Source organism: Vibrio sp. Y42_MX_L11 (assembly GCF_024181785.1).
GTDB classification, from domain to species: domain Bacteria; phylum Pseudomonadota; class Gammaproteobacteria; order Enterobacterales; family Vibrionaceae; genus Vibrio; species Vibrio diabolicus.
Genome location: NZ_JAMZAP010000023.1, coordinates 1 through 19,124, shown reverse-complemented (window position 1 = coordinate 19,124; position 19,124 = coordinate 1). Strand labels below are relative to the sequence as shown.

Here is a 19,124-nt window from a genome sequence, read left to right as displayed (position 1 = left end):
AGGAAATAATCATGTTTGAACGCTGGTTCTCGGCGTACTGTTTGGCGCTGCGAACTTGGTGGTTAACCAGTCGCTTTTTAACCTATCAATCACCACTAAGGTTGTTATCGCTATTTGAAACCTGCGAGCAACAGGCCCATTGCCGTAACCGAGCTCGTATTGCGGTTGGGGACACGGTTCGCTTAGTGGATGTTGAACGCGCCTATCAATATCGCATGACGTTAGTCAGCTCGCGCAAGGGGCAACCGATGACAGGTATGCTCGCGGTCGATTCTTATTTGGGGTCTCGATTGTTAGGTCGAGCTAAAAATGATGCGCTCGAAGTGGAAATTTTTAATCAGCGACGCTGCTTTGTGATTACTGAAATTGTCCATCAATCGCAGCCACCAGCTCAGAAAATGCTGTGTGGTTGTCTGTTGTGCCAATAAATAGAGGTGAAGTCATGAGTAAGAAAGACAAAAAACAACCACAGTTGAGTCTGAAAGAAAAGCGTAAGTTAAAACAGGAAAAAGCGGTAGAAAAGAGCGTTGTAAAAGCGCGTAAATCCTCCCGCAAGTAGAGTGCAGATTGAGCCCACCAGAAAGGTGGGCTTTTTAATACCGATTACAAAGCGAGGGTAAACTGACCTTTCTGGGGAGATAGCGAGCGCACTTAAAATTTTTTATTTTTTCCCTTGAAAGTCATTTTTGACGACCTTATATCTAGTTGTGAAGAGGATGACTGGCTTGCTAGAGACTAGAAGACAGCCCTCTGGAATCGCTAAAACGAGATCGCTCAAAAGAGGATATGGCGTTTTAGCACACAACTTAAACCTTTAGATTTCCTATCATGTCTCCGAGCCAAATGATGGCCTGCGGAATGATAAGAATCTCTTAGCTCGGCGTTGGTTTTTGCATAAACACGCCTGTGAGATGAAGGTCATCTGAGCTAAGACTATTGCTTAATTAAGAGGATAGATTTATGCGTAACGTAGATTTCTCACCACTATACCGTAATGCAATTGGCTTTGATCGTCTGCTAAACCTGATGGAAGCGAATACAGCGAAAAATACTTCTGGCGGTTACCCTCCGTACAACATTGAGCAAAAAGACGAGCATAACTACCGTATTACTATGGCAGTTGCTGGCTTCTCTGAAGACCAACTCGATCTGACTCAAAACGAAAACATGTTGATTGTGAAGGGCGAACGCAAAGCAGAAGAAGGCAAAAACTACGTGTACCAAGGCATTGCTGAGCGCGACTTTGAACGTAAATTCCAGCTAGCGGATTACGTCAAAGTGACAGGCGCATCAATGGAAAACGGCTTATTACATATTGATTTGGTTCGTGAAATTCCAGAAGCAATGCAACCACGTAAAATTGCTATCGGTGGCAACAACCTGCTAGAAAGCAACTAATCAGCAAGTTCTTTGCCTTATAGAGTGAGAAAGAGCGCCAGTTGGCGCTCTTTTTAATTTATGTCTTTGATGTGGGAGTTTGCTTTACTGACCTTGTTGGTAAGCCTTTTCAACTTCTTCCGCGATAATCGCAATGCCTTTTTGCATCATCTCATCGTCTTGAACGTAGTTCATACGCAGGCATTGGTGCGCGTGATCCCACTCGTCTTGCTGACCAATAAAGAAATATTCACCAGGGACAATCAATACGCCACGCGCTTTCAAGCGTTGGTACAGTTCCATTGTTGTTATTGGCAGTTCATCAAACCACAACCACAAGAAGATAGCGCCTTCCGGTTTGTGAATACGGAAGCGCTCATCGGTAATCGCCTGTTGTAGCAGTTCTACCGAGCGTTGTGATTTCTGCTTGTAGAACGGCTTAATCACCTCTGAACTCAGTTTTAGTAGATCGCCTTTAGCGATGATGTGGTTTGCCAATGCTGGGCCAACACTGCCCGGCGCTAAGCTGATGATGCCGTTCATATTGGTTAATGCTTGGGTGATTTCTTCACTCGCAATCACAATCCCACATCGCACACCCGGCAAGCCAAGTTTAGATAAGCTCATGCACAAGATGGTGTTTTCATTCCAGAATGGTTCGACATCTTCAAAAATGATGTTCGGGAATGGCAAGCCGTACGCATTGTCGATGATCAGTGGGATGTTGTTCTCGCGCGCCAATTTGTCCAGTTTACGCACTTCTTCGTCAGTTAGTACGTTTCCTGTTGGGTTGGTTGGGCGAGATGCGCAGATTGCCGCAACAGAATCGTCGACGGTGAGCTGTTCAAAATCGACGTGGTATTTAAACAATCCGTTATCTAACAGCTCGATTTCTGGGTGGTAAGAGACAAAAATATCTTCATCAATGCCAGCATCACCATAGCCGATGTACTCAGGCGCGATAGGCAGTAGCACCTTCTTATGCGAACCGTCTGGCTGTTTACCTGCGAGTAAGTTGAACAAGTAGAAGAAGCCACTTTGGCTGCCGTTAGTTAGGCTGATGTTCTTCTCTGAAATGTCCCAACCGTAAGTTTCACGGAATAACTGAGCCAGCGCTTTCACGAACGCGTCTTTACCCTGTGGCCCATCGTAGTTGGCTAGGGCGGCGACGAGTTCGCCACTGGCGAGCATTTCCTCACTGGCTTGGTGAAAGTAATCGAGCATGGCAGGAATGGCGGCTGGGTTACCTCCACCGAGCATGATGGCACCTGGTGTGCGCAGACCATCATTCAAATCGTCCATTAACTGCGTGATACCTGAATACTGATTAAATTTTTCACCAAACTTTGAGAACTGCATGCTGACTGATACCTAATTCATTGTGATTGCTTATGTGTATTGAATGCTGATGAAACATCAGCTTATAGAGTAATACTTGACCTTACCCTAATGTTATTACGACGCAAAGTGTGAATTTACTCGAAGAAGAAAAAAGTTTGTCATCAGACCAGATGATGGGGATATGAGCAGTGAATAAAAAAGGGAAGCGAAATGCTTCCCTTGCTGGTGGAGTGAATCGGCTATTCGCCAGTGTAGACGATCAGCACTTTGTCGTCGTGGTATTGGCGCTCGAACGCGTAATACCCTTCTTGATTGCGAGTGATGTGTTTGCCTTGCGCAACCGCTGGGTGGCGTTGACGGAACTCGCCGAGTTTTTGCCAATGTTGCAGCAAGTCTTCACGTTCGCCATGAATCTTATCCCATGGCATATCAGAGCGAGTACCTTGAGTAGGATCGGAGCCAGTCACGCCAAAGTCACGAGCAATCTCATCGCCGTAGTAGATTTGCACTGCACCCGGAGCCAGCATTAGTGCATTGGCAGCGCGTGCTTGGTCATCGAAGCTGCGGCTGCGTGCCGACCAAAACAGTTGAGTATCATGCGAAGACAGGTAACTCAACACGTTGAACTCAGGATCGGAGTTAATACGTTCCGCGTAGCGGCGATAATCGCTATCGAGTTGAGCAAAGCATTTCAGCGCTTTTGGTGCTACATCAGATTGGAACTCGAAGTTGATGATGGAATCGAAGCCGTTATCGAAATACGGGCTCTTCACCACGCTGTGTGCCCATACTTCACCTGTCATCCAAAATGGCAGGTCATCTAGTGCTTTGTCTGGATTGTTTTGCTTCCACTGGGCAAGCGCTTGAGTGGTGCTGGCTTTCAACTCTGCCCACGCTTCCATTTCAACGTGTTTAGCGGTGTCGACGCGGAAGCCATCAATGCCATAGTCACGTACCCAGTCGGATAACCACGTAACCAGATGCTCACGCGGGGTTTGCAGTTCATCTTGCGCATTGGTGTCTTTATTGCGGAAGAAGTTTGGTAGTCCGGTTTTCTGAGTTGATTCGGTTTTGAGATCCGGTAAGTAGTTCAAAGACATGGTGATGTCGTTGTATCCCGGCGCATCGTAATCGCCAATGTCGGTGCGAAGCCAATCTTTGCCCCACCACTTTTCCCACGCTTCGCTATCACCGTATTTGATGTAATCGTTGAAGCTGTGCCAGCTTTGTCCTGATTTTGGCTGCCAGTCGGTCCATTTTTCACCAAGGACTTCTTTGGCTTCTTGGTCATCAAGGTAAAGCTTACCAAAGCCGAATTCCTGCATGTCTGCTAATGTCGCATAACCTGTGTGGTTCATGACCACATCCCAAATCACGCGGATACCTTTCTTATGGGCAGTATCGACGAAGGTTCTGAGTTCATCTTCGGTACCCATGTTGGCATCAAGTTTGGTCCAATCTTGGTGATAGTAGCCGTGGTAGCCATAGTGCTTGAAGTCGCCTTTATCACCGCCGCCAACCCAGCCGTGGATTTGTTCCAGTGGTGAAGTTATCCAGATAGCATTCACACCAAGTGATTCGATGTAATCGAGTTTTTTCGTTAGACCCGCTAAGTCACCACCGTGGAAGGTACCAATCTCATATTTTCCGTCTTTGCTGCGACCGTAGCTGTTGTCGTTGTCTGGGTTGCCATTATAGAAGCGGTCGGTCATGACGAAGTACACCGTCGCGTTGTCCCAACTGAACGGTTTGTCGGCTTGCTGCTCAACCTCTTCTAGTAACAACAGACCTTGGCTCATTGGGCCCGGCTGCATGGTTACGCTGCCATTGGCGACTGTAGCTTGTTGTCCGGTTAAGGCATCACGAACGACAGTGCCATCACTGAAGGTTTGGGCAACGTTGATGGTTTTTGGCGTATCGGTTGCGACAGGGCAAGAGTAGGTAATATCTTGATTCTGTTTGGGTTTGAGCCTAACAGTTAGCTCGTTAGTGGTTGGGTTGAGCGTAAATTGATAGGTGTTGGCTTTGAAGATGCGCAGCGGCATTTGGACATCTGTGGCGCAATTATCCATTTTTAATGGACGATTGAATTTGATGCGGCTTTCTTCTGCCAAAGCAAAGCTACTTCCACAGCTTTGATTACTGTCGGCAATGGTAAAGGTGTAGCTGCCTTTTTCGAGTTTTTGCTCGGCGACAAGTAAGCCTTGTGAGTTTTCCTCAAAAACTGCGGTGTCATCACCAACGCTTAATACGATGGCATTTTCTGGAATCTGGCTGCAGGCGCTCAGTAGACCGATAGAGAGTGCGAGAATTGTTTTTTTCATTGTGTCCTTCCCCCGAATAAACAGTCCAGTTATAGCAAAACTGTGCCTCTACAATCCGAGCTCTACACCAACAAGTTAAACGCGTCTCACCCTACAAATTTTAGTCTTGTTCACAAAATGAATAATAAGCGTCACCTTCATCGGTTTGAAGGCAACAAAAAAGGGAAGCATCTGCTTCCCTTTTACTTATTTCTTAATCACTTCGAAGAGTAATGAATTACTTTTGAAGGACAGAGATATCTGCGACCTGTAAGAACAGGTTGCGCAGGTTGTTCAGCAATGTCAGACGGTTCTTCTTAAGTGCTTCGTCGTCTGCCATTACCATTACGTTATCGAAGAACGCATCCACTGGCTCACGTAGATCTGCTAGCTTGCTTAGGGCTTCTTGGTAGTTACCGGTCGCAAATGCAGGCTCTAGTGCTTCAGTCATGACTTCAACGCTTTCTGCTAGTGCTTTCTCTGCGTCTTCTTGTAGCAATGCTAGGTCAATTTCTTCTGCAAGTTCGCCGTCGAATTTCGCTAGGATGTTACCAACACGTTTGTTCGCTGCTGCTAGAGACTCTGCCGCTTCCAGTTCACGGAAGTGAGAAACCGCTTTAACACGTTGGTCAAAGTCTGCTGGTTTAGTCGGACGACGAGCCAGTACCGCTTGAATGATGTCTACGCTGAAGCCTTCGTCTTGGTACCAAGCACGGAAACGACCAAGCATGAACTCGATAACGTCTTGTTCAACGTTGTCGTTGGTTAGGCGGTCGCCGAACAGTGACTTCGCTTTCGCAACTAGGTCAACAAGATCTAGGTTGTAGCCGTATTCAACGATGATACGCAGTACACCTAGAGATGCGCGGCGTAGTGCGAATGGGTCACTGCCTTTAGGCGCTTGACCAATACCGAAGATACCTACGATAGTGTCTAGTTTGTCTGCCATTGCTACAGCAGTTGAAACGCCGTTTGATGGCAGTTCATCACCTGCGAAACGAGGCATGTATTGCTCGTTCAGTGCGACTGCAACTTCTTCTGCTTCACCGTCGTGGCGCGCGTAGTGCATACCCATCACACCTTGAGTATCCGTAAATTCGAATACCATAGAGGTCATTAGGTCACATTTTGCTAGTAGACCAGCACGCTTTGATTTTTCAACGTCAGCACCGATTTGCTCTGCAATGTAGCCAGCAAGTTCAGTGATGCGGTCTGTTTTGTCTTTGATCGTACCCAGTTGCTTTTGGAAGATCGCTTGCTCTAGTTCAGGCAGACGGTCGATAAGCGGACGCTTACGGTCTGTGTTGAAGAAGAACTCTGCGTCAGCAAGACGAGGACGAACCACTTTCTCGTTACCTTCGATTACGTAACGAGGCTCTTTTGATTCGATGTTCGATACGAAGATGAAGTTAGGTAGTAGCTTCTTGTTTTCGTCATAAACAGGGAAGTACTTCTGGTCACCTTTCATGGTGTAAACCAACGCTTCAGAAGGCACTTTTAGGAACTCTTCTTCAAACTTCGCTGTTAGTACCACTGGCCATTCAACCAGAGACGTGACTTCTTCTACTAGGTCATCTTCTAGGTCAGCGATACCGCCAACCGCTGCTGCCGCTTTTTGTGCGTCAGCTAGGATGATTGCTTTACGCGCTTCGTAATCTGCCATTACTTTACCGCGCTCTTCTAGGATCGCAGGGTATTGCTCAGCAGAATCGATAGTGAACTCTTGTTCACCCATGAAGCGGTGACCACGGATAGTGCGGTCAGAAGCGACACCAAGGATCTCGCCTTCGATTAGGTCGCTGCCCATCAGCATGGTTAGCGTCTTAACTGGACGGATGAACTGAGTTGTTTTGTTACCCCAGCGCATTGGTTTTGCGATAGGTAGGTTTACTAGTGCTTTCGCTGCAAGTTCAACAACGATCTCAGACGTTGGCTGACCTTTCACTTCTTGTTTGAACAGTAGCCATTCGCCTTTATCTGTAACCATGCGCTCTGCTTGGTCAACAGAAATACCACAACCGCGTGCCCAGCCTTGAGCCGCTTTGGTTGGGTTGCCTTCCGCGTCAAACGCTGCAGAAACCGCAGGGCCACGTTTTTCAACGATTTTGTCTGATTGGCTTTCTGCTAGTGTCGCGACTTTAAGTGCAAGACGACGAGGAGCCGCAAACCATTTCACGCCTTCGTGAGCTAGCTCAGCGCCTTTTAGTTCTGCTTCGAAGTTTGCTGCGAATGCTTCAGCTAGCGTACGAAGTTGCGTTGGTGGTAGCTCTTCTGTACCTAGCTCGATTAGAAATTCTTTTGCCATGTTCTCTACCCCTTACGCTTGTTCTTTCTTACACATTGGGAAGCCAAGAGCTTCACGCGATGCGTAGTATGCTTCTGCTACTGACTTAGTCAGATCGCGGATGCGCAGGATGTAACGCTGACGCTCAGTTACTGAGATCGCTTTACGCGCGTCTAGTAGGTTGAATGCGTGACCAGCTTTTAGAATGCGCTCGTAAGCAGGTAGTGGCAGTGGCTTTTCAAGCTCAAGCAACTCTTTACACTCTTTCTCACACTGCTCGAAGAAACCAAATAGGAATTCAACGTCTGCGTGCTCGAAGTTGTAAGTCGATTGCTCTACTTCGTTTTGGTGGAAGATGTCACCGTAAGTTACTTTGCTGCCGTCTGGTGCGATGTTCCAAACTAGGTCGTAAACCGAGTCTACTTCTTGGATGTACATTGCTAGACGCTCAATACCGTAAGTGATTTCGCCAGTGACTGGTTTACACTCAAGGCCGCCAACTTGTTGGAAGTACGTAAACTGAGTTACTTCCATACCGTTTAGCCAAACTTCCCAGCCTAGACCCCATGCGCCTAGTGTTGGGTTTTCCCAGTTGTCTTCTACGAAACGGATGTCGTGTATAAGAGGGTCAATACCAAGAACTTCAAGGGAGCCAAGGTACAACTCTTGAATATTGTCAGGCGATGGTTTTAGCGCTACTTGGAATTGGTAGTAGTGCTGAAGACGGTTAGGGTTTTCACCGTAACGGCCATCAGTAGGACGACGTGAAGGTTGTACGTAAGCTGTCGACATTGGCTCTGGGCCAAGCGCTCGTAGACAGGTCATTGGGTGAGAGGTACCCGCACCCACTTCCATATCTAGCGGTTGAACAATGGTACAACCATTTTGAGCCCAATAATCCTGCAGCGCGAGGATCATTCCCTGGAAGGTTTTGATATCGTATTTTTGCATAAGTCAGGTTCGCGCGATTCTCTTGTTACTCGTTAATTCGTCATCTATGCCGAGTTTTTCAACTCTAACAACGGCGATAAAGAGTAATTACGGTTGAATAAATTAACAATCTAGTATAACCAGATATTGAGCATGGGAGTAGAGCTAATCTTGATTAATTCGTGGGCGATTTTCTCCTTTAATGAATTTTTACCGCGTTATCTGCTGTATTTTTCTTAAAAGGGAGTTTTTGCCTGCTTTGGCTCTTGAGAAGCGCAACAAAGGTGGCTAGAATTGCGCCTGTCTTTGGGGAGTAGCTTACCTGATGAAGTTTCTGTTTCATCTGGTTCGTCCGTCAACATAATTGGTGCAAAATCACCATGGCGTTCGAGACTTGAAGCCTTTCAAGTTTAGCAAGACCTTAGACAAATCATCACGAACCGGGGTAGGGGCGTGAGGTTTGTCTTTGGTTAAATATAATAATCCCTGCCCCAATGAGCATGTCGTGAGCGTTTTAGCTATTTCAATTACTACTGTAGCGTTAGCAGAAATTGGCGATAAGACCCAATTGCTATCTCTATTACTCGCAAGTCGTTACCGCAAACCGATCCCAATTATTGCAGCAATCTTTTTGGCAACCATTGCCAACCACGCTTTGGCTGCATGGTTAGGTGTGGTTGTCGCTGACTATTTATCACCTGATATTTTAAAGTGGGTGCTGGTGGTCAGTTTTGTCGCGATGGCGGCTTGGGTGTTGATTCCTGATAAGTTGGATGAAGACGAACAGATTTCAAACCGAGGTCCTTTCATTGCCAGCTTTATTGCTTTCTTTGTGGCTGAGATTGGCGATAAAACTCAGATCGCTACTTCTATCCTAGGCGCGCAGTATGCGGATGCGCTGAGTTGGGTCATACTTGGCACGACCATTGGTATGCTGTTGGCAAACGTGCCTGTGGTGTTAATTGGTAAGCTTTCAGCAGACAAGATGCCCCTGGGGTTGATTCGTAAAATCACCGCTATTTTGTTCGTGTTGTTGGCGATTGGTGCGGCCTTCTTTTAATGTTTTTAGGCGGATAACGCAGCCTGAAAATGGAAAATGTTATCCGCGAACAATCGTTAAAATGGTGCAAATAATCAATAACTAGCGAATTAGTGGCGTGGCTCAAACTCTGACTTAAAATCGCTCCGTAGCGTGACGGATGACATATTAGTGTCATACTTGTCATGGTAGTTTAATGGTGTGAATGATAGCGAGAGGGCAAGTTTATGCTTACACGTTACATGGGGATGACCCCAAAGAGTCAGAGTTATTTATTCACCTTTGGTTTGGCGCTGTGCTTGTTAGCGATGGTACTGACTGATATGTGGTTGCCGATTGTGGCAGGATCGTTCGTTCTTACTGGGTTAACAGTAGAGGCGTGGATTCGCGTAGCCCACATCATTCCTATGCATGAAGAGATGCGGGCAATGAAAAAACAACTCAACAAGCTCCAATCAGAAGTTCGCACACTCGAATACGATGAATAAACAAACGGCAGCCAATCGGCTGCCGTTTTTAATTCGACCAGATTATTCCAATCCTTTCTTGATCAGGTACTGATACGGAACTTGCTCCGTTTGTGCTGCAATTAATTGGTGATCCATAAAACGGCAGAAACTCGGAATGTCTCGAGTCGTGGATGGGTCATCTGCTTTGACCAGCAAAATCTCACCATCTTGCATGTTGCGAATTGTCTTCCTGACCATCATCACTGGCTCTGGGCAGCGCAGTCCTTCCGCCTCTAATGTCTTTGTTGCCAGTTCAGGATTAAAGCTCATAGTGTGATTCTCGTAACTAACTTAGCGGTGAATTCTACGTTCGTTGAAAAAATATTCAATAACCACTTGGCAAACGGAATTTTTTGTTTTACCTTAAATTAACAATTTGGTAACAACTGGCAAGGGAGAGGCAATGTTAACAGCGTTAGACAGACTTACGATTTACTCCGTACTTTGTTTTATCTCGTTTTGTGCTTTGGTACTCAGAACGCCAGCTGACACCTCTTTGATGCCTCTTGTAGGTATGATTGCCACTATTATTGGGATTTGGATCGAGATGCGCAAATGGTCAGGTGCATCTGAGCAAGAAAATTAGCGCTTTTTGCTTCGATCAGAATACTTTAATAACGCTCACCTATTTTTACCGACACTTCATTCCGACACTATCCCCATTTTTCTTGGGCTTCCCCGCTGAAAGGCGGGATTTTTTTTGCCTGAAGAGTACAATTTACCCAAACACATACAAAATAAGTGGCTAATTCGTGGAACTGGAAGACATCTATCGCCGAGATTTAAATTTACTGGTTGCGTTGCGAGTACTGATAGAAGAAAACAGTGTCAGTAAGGCGGCAACACGTCTGAATTTGAGTCAATCGGCAATGAGTCGTGTGCTTGGTCGTCTGCGTGACTTATTGGGAGACCCGCTGTTTAATCGTCAGGGGCAGCATTTAATCCCAACTCAGAAAGCGTTAGAGATCGATCGCTCATTAGGCGAGCCATTAGAGTCTTTACGTCAGTTGTTATCTCCGGTTGAGTTTGACCCATTGCAATGCGTACAGACTTTCAACATCGTGACCACCGACTATGCCATGCAAACGATCTTACCGTTCGCTTTGCCGAGAATTTACCAAGAAGCGCCAAACGTGTCGTTTAACTTTTTGCCTTTGCAGCATGACCGTTTATCCGATCAGTTGACTTATGAAGGGGCCGATCTCGCCATTTGTCGCCCAACTGGCCCGGTGGAGCCGCTACGCAGTGAAGTGTTGGGGCGAGTGGGGGTGCTGTGTATGCTTTCAAAACAGCATCCATTAGCGGATAAAGAAATGAGCTTGGATGATTATCTGAGCCATCCACATGCCATGATCGCCATCAGTGATGGTGTTAAGGCACTGATCGAACAAGCTTTAATTGAGAAGCCTAAGCGTAAAATGGTTCTGCGTGCTTACCATTTAGAAGCTGCATTGGCGATCATGGATACCTTGCCAATTATCATCACAGTGCCAGCGGACTTGGCGTATCTGGTTGCCGAGCGTTATGATTTGGTGGTGAAACCATTACCCTTCCAATTTACTCCATTTGAATACTCGATGATTTGGCATGCGCGTTGCGAGCATTCTCCTGCTCAAGAATGGTTAAAAACGATTGTGCGTGAAGAATGTAGCCGTCTAATAGCTAAGCGTATCGAAGATATGGGATTAAACTGCTAACAAAAAGAGCCAGCAATGCCGGCTCTTCGTCTGTTTATGCTGAGTCAGTGTTTATAGCTTGATAACCACACGACCTGTTACTTGACCGTTGGTGATGTCTTCTGCGTATTTTGGTGCTTCTGCTAGTTCTACTTCAGTACATGCTTGCTCGAAATAGCTGTCTGGTAGTAGTTCAACCAGTTTTTCCCATGCTGCGATGCGTTTCTCTGTTGGACACATTACTGAGTCCACACCTTGTAGACGAACGTTACGTAGGATGAACGGCATCACTGTAGTTGGTAGATCAAAACCACCTGCAAGACCACAAGCGGCGACTGCACTGTTGTAATCCATTTGCGCCAATACTTTTGCTAGTACTTTGCTGCCGACGGTGTCTACCGCACCTGCCCATACTTGCTTTTCAAGTGGACGTGCTGGTTCCTCAAATTCAGTACGGTCAATGATGCGGCTAGCACCTAGTTTTTCAAGTAGCGGACCGTTTTTCTCTACACGTCCTGTCACTGCTGCAACTTTGTAGCCAAGCTGCGCTAGGAGCGTTACTGCTACCGAGCCTACGCCGCCACTTGCGCCCGTTACTAGGATTTCACCAGCTTCAGGTTTGATGCCTGCATCAAGCAGTGCTTGAACACATAGCATACCAGTGAAGCCAGCAGTACCAACCATCATTGCTTTTTTGCTGTCTAGACCTTTTGGTAGTGGCACTAGCCAATCCGCTTTTAGACGAGCACGTTGAGCCATGCCACCCCAATGGTTTTCACCCACGCCCCAGCCAGTTAAGACCACTTTGTCACCAGCTTGGTAACGCGAATCTTCAGAACTTACAACCGTACCCGCTAGATCAATGCCAGGTACCATCGGGAAGTTACGGATGATTTTACCTTTACCTGTGATCGCCAAACCATCTTTGTAATTCAACGATGAGTAATCGACTTCAACCAGAACGTCACCTTCCGGCAGTTGTGTTTCATCGATTTGCTCGATACTAGCGATAGTGCGTTTGTCTTCTTGGTTTAGAACTAGAGCATTAAACATAAGGTTCTCCGAAATTGCGTTAGCGTGACTCAGTTGCCACATACAGCAAGATATTAACTGTCTATAAGTCTATGTCTTCTCTATCTATGAATAAAATGAAAGTTACTCATTTCATGTATGCTTTGTATGCATATTTACTGTGTTTGGCGTAAAACAAAGGGCGACATCTGATGTCGCCCTTAAGTGTAATACTAAATTATTTTAGTATTTATTCATTTCATGCTGGTTGTTGAGTAGATCACTACGACCATCGTCGTTTTGAGCCTACTTCACTCAAAGCGTTAAGGCCTCTCAAATACGGTCGCTATACCCTGACCCAAACCGATACACATGGTGGCTAGACCGTATTTCGCGTCTTTCGCTTCCATTAGGTTGATCAACGTTGTTGAGATGCGTGAACCAGAACAGCCTAGTGGATGACCCAATGCTATCGCACCACCGTTAAGGTTGACCTTCTCATCCATCACATCAAGCAGACCTAAGTCTTTAGCACACGGCAGAGACTGCGCTGCAAATGCTTCGTTTAGCTCAACCACATCCATGTCTTCAATTGAAAGACCGGCACGCTTGAGCGCTTTTTTCGTCGCCGGTACCGGACCGTAACCCATGATGGATGGATCGCAACCTGCGATCGCCATGCCCTTAATACGTGCGCGAATTTTCAAGCCAAGCTCATTGGCTTTCTCTTCGCTCATGATCAGCATCGCTGATGCACCATCAGACAGCGCTGATGATGTACCGGCTGTTACTGTGCCGTTTGCTGGGTCAAACACAGGACGAAGCTGAGACAGACCTTCAACTGTTGTCTCTGGACGAATCACTTCATCATAGTCGAGAGTAAACAGTGTACCGTCAGCCGCATGGCCTTCAATTGGTAGGATTTCGTTTTTAAAGCGACCCTCTACGGTTGCTGCGTGCGCACGAGTGTGAGAGCGCGCGGCAAACTCGTCTTGTTGCTCACGGCTAATGCCATGTAATTTACCAAGCATTTCAGCCGTTAAGCCCATCATGCCCGCAGCTTTTGCTACGTTCTTTGACATACCAGGATGAAAGTCTACCCCGTGGTTCATCGGCACATGCCCCATGTGCTCAACGCCACCAATTAGGCAGATTTCAGCATCGCCAGTCATGATCGCACGTGTACCGTCATGCAGCGCTTGCATGGATGAGCCACACAAACGGTTAACCGTCACAGCGCCAATTTCAATCGGCAGGCCCGCGAGTAGCGCGGCATTACGTGCAACGTTAAAGCCTTGCTCTAGTGTTTGCTGTACACAGCCCCAGTAGATGTCTTCAATCTCGCTTGGGTTCACTTGTGGGTTACGCGCAAGGATACCCTTCATTAGGCGCGCGGATAGATCTTCTGCTCGTGTATGACGGAAAGCACCACCTTTAGAGCGACCCATTGGAGTACGTAGACAATCGACTACGACAACATTTCTTGTTTGATTAGTCATTTTAGAATCCCTCCTTAGATAGAACCTTGCTGTTGTGCACCGTAAAAGCTTTCACCTTTCGCCGCCATATCAATCAGCATTTGCGGTACTTGGTACATCGCACCTAGCTCGGCGTGTTGTTTTGCCATTTCAACGTATTCAGCAATACCCACGCTGTCTAGGTAGCGGAATACGCCACCGCGGAATGGAGGGAAACCAAGACCATAAACCAATGCCATGTCTGCTTCCTGAGGAGTCGCGATGATGCCTTCTTGAAGGCACAGCACCACTTCGTTGATCATTGGAATCATCATACGTTGAATGATGGTCTCATCGTCAAAGTCCTGCTTATCGGCACAAACGTCAGCGAGCACCGGCAAGATATCTTCTGAGAAGGTTTTCTTCGGCTTACCTTTTTTATCTATGGTGTAGCTGTAGAAGCCATTACCATTTTTCTGACCATATTTGTCTGCTTCGAATAGTGCATCAATCGCATCACGACCTTGTTTACCCATACGCTCAGGGAAACCGTCAGCCATCACAGCTTGTGCGTGGTGCGCGGTATCAATGCCGACTACGTCAAGCAAGTACGCCGGTCCCATCGGCCAGCCAAACTTACGCTCCATGACTTTGTCGATTTTCGTAAAGTCAGCACCATCACGAAGTAGCATGCTGAAGCCGCCAAAGTATGGGAACAATACGCGGTTAACGAAGAACCCTGGGCAGTCATTAACGACAATTGGTGATTTGCCCATTTTCGCAGCATACGCCACAACACGATTGATGGTTTCATCAGAGGTGTGCTCACCACGGATGATCTCAACAAGAGGCATACGATGCACTGGGTTGAAGAAGTGCATACCACAGAAGTTTTCTGGGCGTTTTAGTGATTTTGCCAATAGGTTGATAGGAATCGTCGAGGTGTTTGAGGTGATAACGGTGTCGTCACCGACATGGGATTCAACTTCACTTAAAACTGCTGCTTTTACTTTCGGGTTTTCAACGACAGCTTCAACAATCACATCAGAGTTTTCAATACCTGCGTAATGTAAGCTCGGTGTGATTGACGCTAAAATACCCGCCATCTTAAAGCCATCAATGCGACCGCGAGATAAGCGTTTATTCAGCAGCTTAGATGCTTCAGTCATGCCTAGGTCGAGCGACGCTTGTGCGATGTCTTTCATCAAGACTGGCACACCTTTTAGCGCTGATTGGTAAGCAATGCCGCCACCCATGATACCTGCACCTAATACGGCTGCACGTTGCGTGTCTTTACTTGCTGACTTCGCTGCTTTTTTCGCAATGCCTTTGATGTATTGATCATTAAGGAATAGGCCAACGAGTGATTTTGCTTCTTCCGATTTAGCCAATTTCACGAAGTGCTTACGTTCAATGTCTAACGCTTCATTACGTGCAAAGCGAGCACCTTCTTCAATCGTGATAACGGCTGTCATTGGGGCAGGGTAGTGAGGACCTGCTTTTTGTGCCACCAGCCCCTTCGCCATGGTGAAGCTCATCATTGATTCAAGCTTACTCAGCGTTAGCGGAGATGTTTTCTGTGCTCGGCGTGCTTGCCAGTCAAGTTTCTCGTTAATTGCAGAGTTAAGAGTTTGTAGTGCTGATTCGTATAAAGCATCAGTCTCTACAACTGCATCGAGTAAGCCAATTTTCAATGCTTCATCAGCTCGGCATGCTTTGCCTTGGGTGATGATTTCCATTGCGCTGTCTGCGCCAATAACGCGAGGTAAGCGTACACAACCACCAAAGCCCGGCATGATTCCCAGTTTCGTTTCTGGTAGGCCGATGCTGGTGGTTTTATCACCAATACGCATGTCTGTTGCTAGCACACATTCACAACCGCCACCAAGAGCGTGGCCTTTGATCACTGAGATGGTCGGAACGGGTAAGTCTTCTAGTTTGTTAAAGATACTGTTAGCAAATTGCAGCCATTGGTCGAGCTCGGCATCCGTTTTAGCAAACAAACCTAAAAACTCGGTAATGTCTGCGCCTACAATGAATGCGTCTTTATCTGAAGTGAGCAACAACCCCTTGAGGCCTTGATGGGCAATGAGTGCATCAAGAGCTTTATCTAGCGATTCTAATGTCGCTAGGTCGAGTTTGTTGACGGATTTTGGAGAGCAGAAGCTTAGCTCTGCAATACCATCTTGTATTTCCTTTACCTGTAGGGTTTCGGCTTGGTAAATCATTGTCTATCTCCATGACATACAATCGTGGATTGTCTGTATACCTATTTCAACGACGCCGTGTACCTCGGCAAATAGGTATCGAGGAAGTCGTTTTATTTTTGTTCTGGTTTGACCAGTAAAGTTAGTTTGGATCGTGGATTGTCTAATTTCAATACATTTTTTAAACAAGTGTTTAACATTGTGCGCTGTGGCAGATCTTATGCGACGGGTAAATCACACTCGTGATAGACTTCAGGCAAATAGACCTGAATCCATAATCCTATGAATGACAAGCCTTATCTGATTCCAGCAGAGCCCGCTCAATTTGAAGAAGAAATTAAAAAGAGCGTCTTCATTACTTATTTGGCACACACGCCAAGTATCGAAGCTGCAAAAGCATTTGTTGATCAAATCAAAGCTAAACACGCTGATGCTAGACATAACTGTTGGGGCTTTGTTGCTGGTCGACCAGAAGATTCGATGAAGTGGGGCTTTAGTGATGATGGGGAGCCGTCCGGAACTGCAGGCAAACCGATCTTGGCGCAGCTGTCTGGCTCTGGGGTGGGGGAGATCACGGCAGTGGTCACGCGATACTCTGGTGGAATCAAGTTAGGTACAGGCGGCTTGGTTAAAGCGTATGGGGGTGGGGTACAACAAGCGCTCAAGCTGCTTCAAACTATTGAGAAAAAAATAACCACAAAGCTCAGACTAACGTTAGACTATGGGTTTATGCCGATCGCACAGTCAATCATGCCGCAATTTGGTGCGATAGAAGTCGAGGCTGAATACAGCGATCAGGTGGTATTAGTGGTGGAAATTGAGCTTCGAGAAGTGAGCGCGTTTACCCAAGCAATCATCAATAAAAGCGGGGCAAAGGCAATTGTCACTCCGCTAGACGGACAATAATGAAAAACAGGAAGCCACAGGGACAGCTTCGCTAGTCAATTTATCCATGCAATTTCGTTCAATTATTCGAATCGTCGGGCTACTGCTCGCACTCTTTAGTGTCACTATGCTTGCGCCAGCACTCGTTGCGCTGATCTATCGAGATGGTGCAGGTGTGCCTTTTGTCACGACATTTTTTGTTCTGCTGTTTTGTGGGGCCGTTTGTTGGTACCCAAACCGCAGGTATAAGCACGAGCTTAAAGCTCGAGATGGCTTTCTTATTGTCGTTCTGTTCTGGACAGTACTTGGCAGCGCAGGCTCGATCCCCTTTCTAATAGCTGACAACCCGAACGTCTCAGTGACAGATGCGTTTTTTGAATCGTTTTCTGCTCTCACGACGACTGGGGCGACCGTTATTGTTGGTTTGGATGAGTTACCTAAAGCAATTCTATTCTATCGACAGTTACTGCAGTGGTTCGGCGGTATGGGGATCATCGTATTAGCGGTGGCGATTTTGCCAGTGTTGGGTATTGGTGGTATGCAGCTTTACCGCGCTGAGATCCCTGGCCCAGTAAAGGACACTAAAGTGACGCCGCGCATAGCAGAAACCGCTAAAGCGCTTTGGTACATCTATTTGAGCCTGACTATCGCCTGTGCATCGGCTTTTTGGTTAGCTGGTATGACGCCATTTGACGCCATCAGTCACAGCTTTTCCACCATTGCCATTGGTGGTTTCTCTACCCACGATGCCAGCATCGGATACTTTGATAGTTACGCGATTAACCTAATTACCGTGGTTTTTCTGCTTATATCTGCATGTAACTACACACTGCACTTTGCTGCATTTGCATCGGGTGGTGTTCATCCCAAGTATTACTGGAAAGATCCTGAGTTTCGCGCCTTCTTGTTTATTCAAGTGCTGCTATTTGTCATTTGCTTTCTATTATTACTGAAACATCACTCTTACACATCGACATACGATGCTTTCGATCAGGCACTGTTCCAAACCGTGTCAATTTCGACAACAGCGGGCTTTACAACGACAGGTTTTGCGGACTGGCCGCTCTTCTTACCTGTACTGCTATTGTTCTCCTCTTTTATCGGTGGTTGTGCTGGTTCAACAGGCGGCGGCATGAAAGTGATTCGTATCCTGCTTCTTACCTTACAAGGTGCGCGTGAACTAAAACGTTTGGTCCATCCTCGCGCAGTTTACACCATCAAAGTCGGTGGTAGTGCTCTGCCGCAACGTGTTGTCGATGCGGTTTGGGGTTTCTTCTCCGCGTACGCATTGGTATTTGTGGTTTGTATGTTGGGCTTGATTGCTACAGGGATGGACGAGCTCAGTGCATTCTCTGCGGTGGCTGCAACTCTGAACAACCTCGGTCCAGGCCTGGGGGAAGTGGCGCTTCACTTTGGTGATGTTAACGACAAAGCAAAATGGGTATTGATAGTTTCTATGCTGTTTGGTCGTTTGGAAATCTTTACCTTACTTATTCTACTTACGCCGACATTTTGGCGTAGCTAAGGGGAAATCGTGGCAAAAGCATTATTTCTATACTCTTCCCGCGAAGGGCAGACTAAAAAAATTCTCCACTATATAGATGAACAACTTCCAGACTTCGATTGTGAGCTGGTGGATTTACATAATGTCGAGACGATTGACTTCAGTCAATACGACAGAGTGTTGATAGGCGCCTCTATTCGTTATGGTCATCTTAATAAAAAGCTATACCAGTTTATTGAGCGAAATCTCAATCAATTGGAGCAAAATAAAGTGGCATTTTTCTGCGTAAACCTAACCGCTCGTAAAGAGGACCAAGGAAAGGATACACCTGAAGGTAGTGCTTACATTCGCAAGTTTCTAATTAAGTCTCCTTGGAAACCAACGCTAATCGGTGTTTTTGCTGGTGCACTTTATTACCCACGTTACAGCTGGTTCGACAGAACTATGATTAGGTTCATTATGTCGATGACAGGTGGCGAAACCGATACGACCAAAGAAGTGGAATACACCAATTGGGAAAAAGTGGCTCTTTTCGCAGATAAATTCAGAGAACTGTAGAAATAACGTGCTCTTTTGACTGCTTTTGATGCAAATTTATCCG

The 19,124-nt window shown here is 46.5% G+C and carries 18 protein-coding genes; 9 read left to right on the top strand and 9 right to left on the bottom strand.

Annotation, left to right across the window (positions count from 1 at the left end):
- Positions 1-11: 11 nt before the first annotated feature.
- Both NL643_RS19320 and NL643_RS19315 read left to right on the top strand, forming a co-directional pair.
- Complete coding sequence (locus NL643_RS19320) at positions 12-428, top strand: GreA/GreB family elongation factor (protein WP_025768940.1); 417 nt, start codon at positions 12-14, stop codon at positions 426-428.
- A gap of 532 nt (positions 429-960) precedes the next feature.
- Positions 961-1,398, top strand: a complete 438-nt coding sequence (locus NL643_RS19315; RefSeq protein WP_005458680.1) for an Hsp20 family protein — start codon at positions 961-963, stop codon at positions 1,396-1,398.
- 84 nt (positions 1,399-1,482) lie between these two features.
- On the opposite strand, the gene NL643_RS19310 is transcribed toward NL643_RS19315, so the two are convergent.
- The 5 genes from NL643_RS19310 to NL643_RS19290 all read right to left on the bottom strand — a co-directional run bounded on the left by NL643_RS19310 (position 1,483) and on the right by NL643_RS19290 (position 8,578).
- On the bottom strand, positions 1,483-2,736 hold the full coding sequence (locus tag NL643_RS19310; RefSeq protein WP_253645000.1) for a valine--pyruvate transaminase: 1,254 nt from the start codon (positions 2,734-2,736) through the stop codon (positions 1,483-1,485).
- Between the two features lie 221 nt (positions 2,737-2,957).
- Complete coding sequence (locus NL643_RS19305) at positions 2,958-5,042, bottom strand: alpha-amylase (RefSeq protein ID WP_253644999.1); 2,085 nt, start codon at positions 5,040-5,042, stop codon at positions 2,958-2,960.
- A gap of 217 nt (positions 5,043-5,259) precedes the next feature.
- On the bottom strand, positions 5,260-7,326 hold the full coding sequence (gene glyS / locus NL643_RS19300) for a glycine--tRNA ligase subunit beta (protein ID WP_253644998.1): 2,067 nt from the start codon (positions 7,324-7,326) through the stop codon (positions 5,260-5,262).
- A 12-nt stretch (positions 7,327-7,338) separates the two neighbouring features.
- Positions 7,339-8,256, bottom strand: coding sequence for a glycine--tRNA ligase subunit alpha (glyQ, locus tag NL643_RS19295; RefSeq protein ID WP_253644997.1), 918 nt, complete (start codon positions 8,254-8,256; stop codon positions 7,339-7,341).
- A gap of 178 nt (positions 8,257-8,434) precedes the next feature.
- Positions 8,435-8,578, bottom strand: a complete 144-nt coding sequence (locus tag NL643_RS19290; protein ID WP_012841258.1) for a hypothetical protein — start codon at positions 8,576-8,578, stop codon at positions 8,435-8,437.
- Between the two features lie 162 nt (positions 8,579-8,740).
- Between NL643_RS19290 and NL643_RS19285 the strand changes: the two genes are divergently transcribed.
- Positions 8,741-9,295 carry a TMEM165/GDT1 family protein gene (locus NL643_RS19285; RefSeq protein WP_253644996.1) on the top strand — a complete coding sequence of 185 codons (555 nt, stop codon included), beginning with the start codon at positions 8,741-8,743 and terminating at the stop codon, positions 9,293-9,295.
- 206 nt (positions 9,296-9,501) lie between these two features.
- The gene (locus NL643_RS19280) at positions 9,502-9,762 is read left to right on the top strand and encodes a hypothetical protein (protein ID WP_031780377.1); all 261 of its coding nucleotides are present in this window, start codon (positions 9,502-9,504) and stop codon (positions 9,760-9,762) included.
- 42 nt (positions 9,763-9,804) lie between these two features.
- On the opposite strand, the gene tusA is transcribed toward NL643_RS19280, so the two are convergent.
- On the bottom strand, positions 9,805-10,053 hold the full coding sequence (gene tusA, locus NL643_RS19275; RefSeq protein ID WP_005394130.1) for a sulfurtransferase TusA: 249 nt from the start codon (positions 10,051-10,053) through the stop codon (positions 9,805-9,807).
- A gap of 133 nt (positions 10,054-10,186) precedes the next feature.
- Between tusA and NL643_RS19270 the strand changes: the two genes are divergently transcribed.
- Both NL643_RS19270 and NL643_RS19265 read left to right on the top strand, forming a co-directional pair.
- Positions 10,187-10,369, top strand: coding sequence for a hypothetical protein (locus NL643_RS19270; RefSeq protein WP_046874581.1), 183 nt, complete (start codon positions 10,187-10,189; stop codon positions 10,367-10,369).
- Positions 10,370-10,535: 166 nt separating this feature from the next.
- Entirely contained in the window at positions 10,536-11,480 is a 945-nt protein-coding gene (locus NL643_RS19265) for a LysR family transcriptional regulator (RefSeq protein ID WP_253644995.1), read from the top strand.
- Between the two features lie 51 nt (positions 11,481-11,531).
- Here the strand turns inward: NL643_RS19265 and NL643_RS19260 are convergent, their stop codons facing one another.
- The 3 genes from NL643_RS19260 to fadB all read right to left on the bottom strand — a co-directional run bounded on the left by NL643_RS19260 (position 11,532) and on the right by fadB (position 16,155).
- Positions 11,532-12,512 (bottom strand): MDR family oxidoreductase, encoded by a 981-nt coding sequence (locus NL643_RS19260; RefSeq protein WP_047010269.1) that lies wholly within the window; start codon positions 12,510-12,512, stop codon positions 11,532-11,534.
- 281 nt (positions 12,513-12,793) lie between these two features.
- Positions 12,794-13,969, bottom strand: a complete 1,176-nt coding sequence (gene fadA / locus NL643_RS19255) for an acetyl-CoA C-acyltransferase FadA (protein ID WP_253644994.1) — start codon at positions 13,967-13,969, stop codon at positions 12,794-12,796.
- Between the two features lie 14 nt (positions 13,970-13,983).
- On the bottom strand, positions 13,984-16,155 hold the full coding sequence (gene fadB, locus NL643_RS19250; RefSeq protein ID WP_253644993.1) for a fatty acid oxidation complex subunit alpha FadB: 2,172 nt from the start codon (positions 16,153-16,155) through the stop codon (positions 13,984-13,986).
- A gap of 261 nt (positions 16,156-16,416) precedes the next feature.
- Between fadB and NL643_RS19245 the strand changes: the two genes are divergently transcribed.
- From NL643_RS19245 to hemG, 3 genes are read left to right on the top strand one after another with little or no spacing between them, the layout of a single operon-like run.
- On the top strand, positions 16,417-17,040 hold the full coding sequence (locus NL643_RS19245; RefSeq protein ID WP_005378891.1) for a YigZ family protein: 624 nt from the start codon (positions 16,417-16,419) through the stop codon (positions 17,038-17,040).
- Positions 17,041-17,086: 46 nt separating this feature from the next.
- Positions 17,087-18,544 (top strand): TrkH family potassium uptake protein, encoded by a 1,458-nt coding sequence (locus NL643_RS19240; protein ID WP_006743175.1) that lies wholly within the window; start codon positions 17,087-17,089, stop codon positions 18,542-18,544.
- 9 nt (positions 18,545-18,553) lie between these two features.
- Positions 18,554-19,081: a menaquinone-dependent protoporphyrinogen IX dehydrogenase gene (gene hemG, locus NL643_RS19235; protein ID WP_005378894.1), complete on the top strand. Its 528-nt coding sequence runs from the start codon at positions 18,554-18,556 to the stop codon at positions 19,079-19,081.
- Positions 19,082-19,124 lie beyond the last annotated feature (43 nt).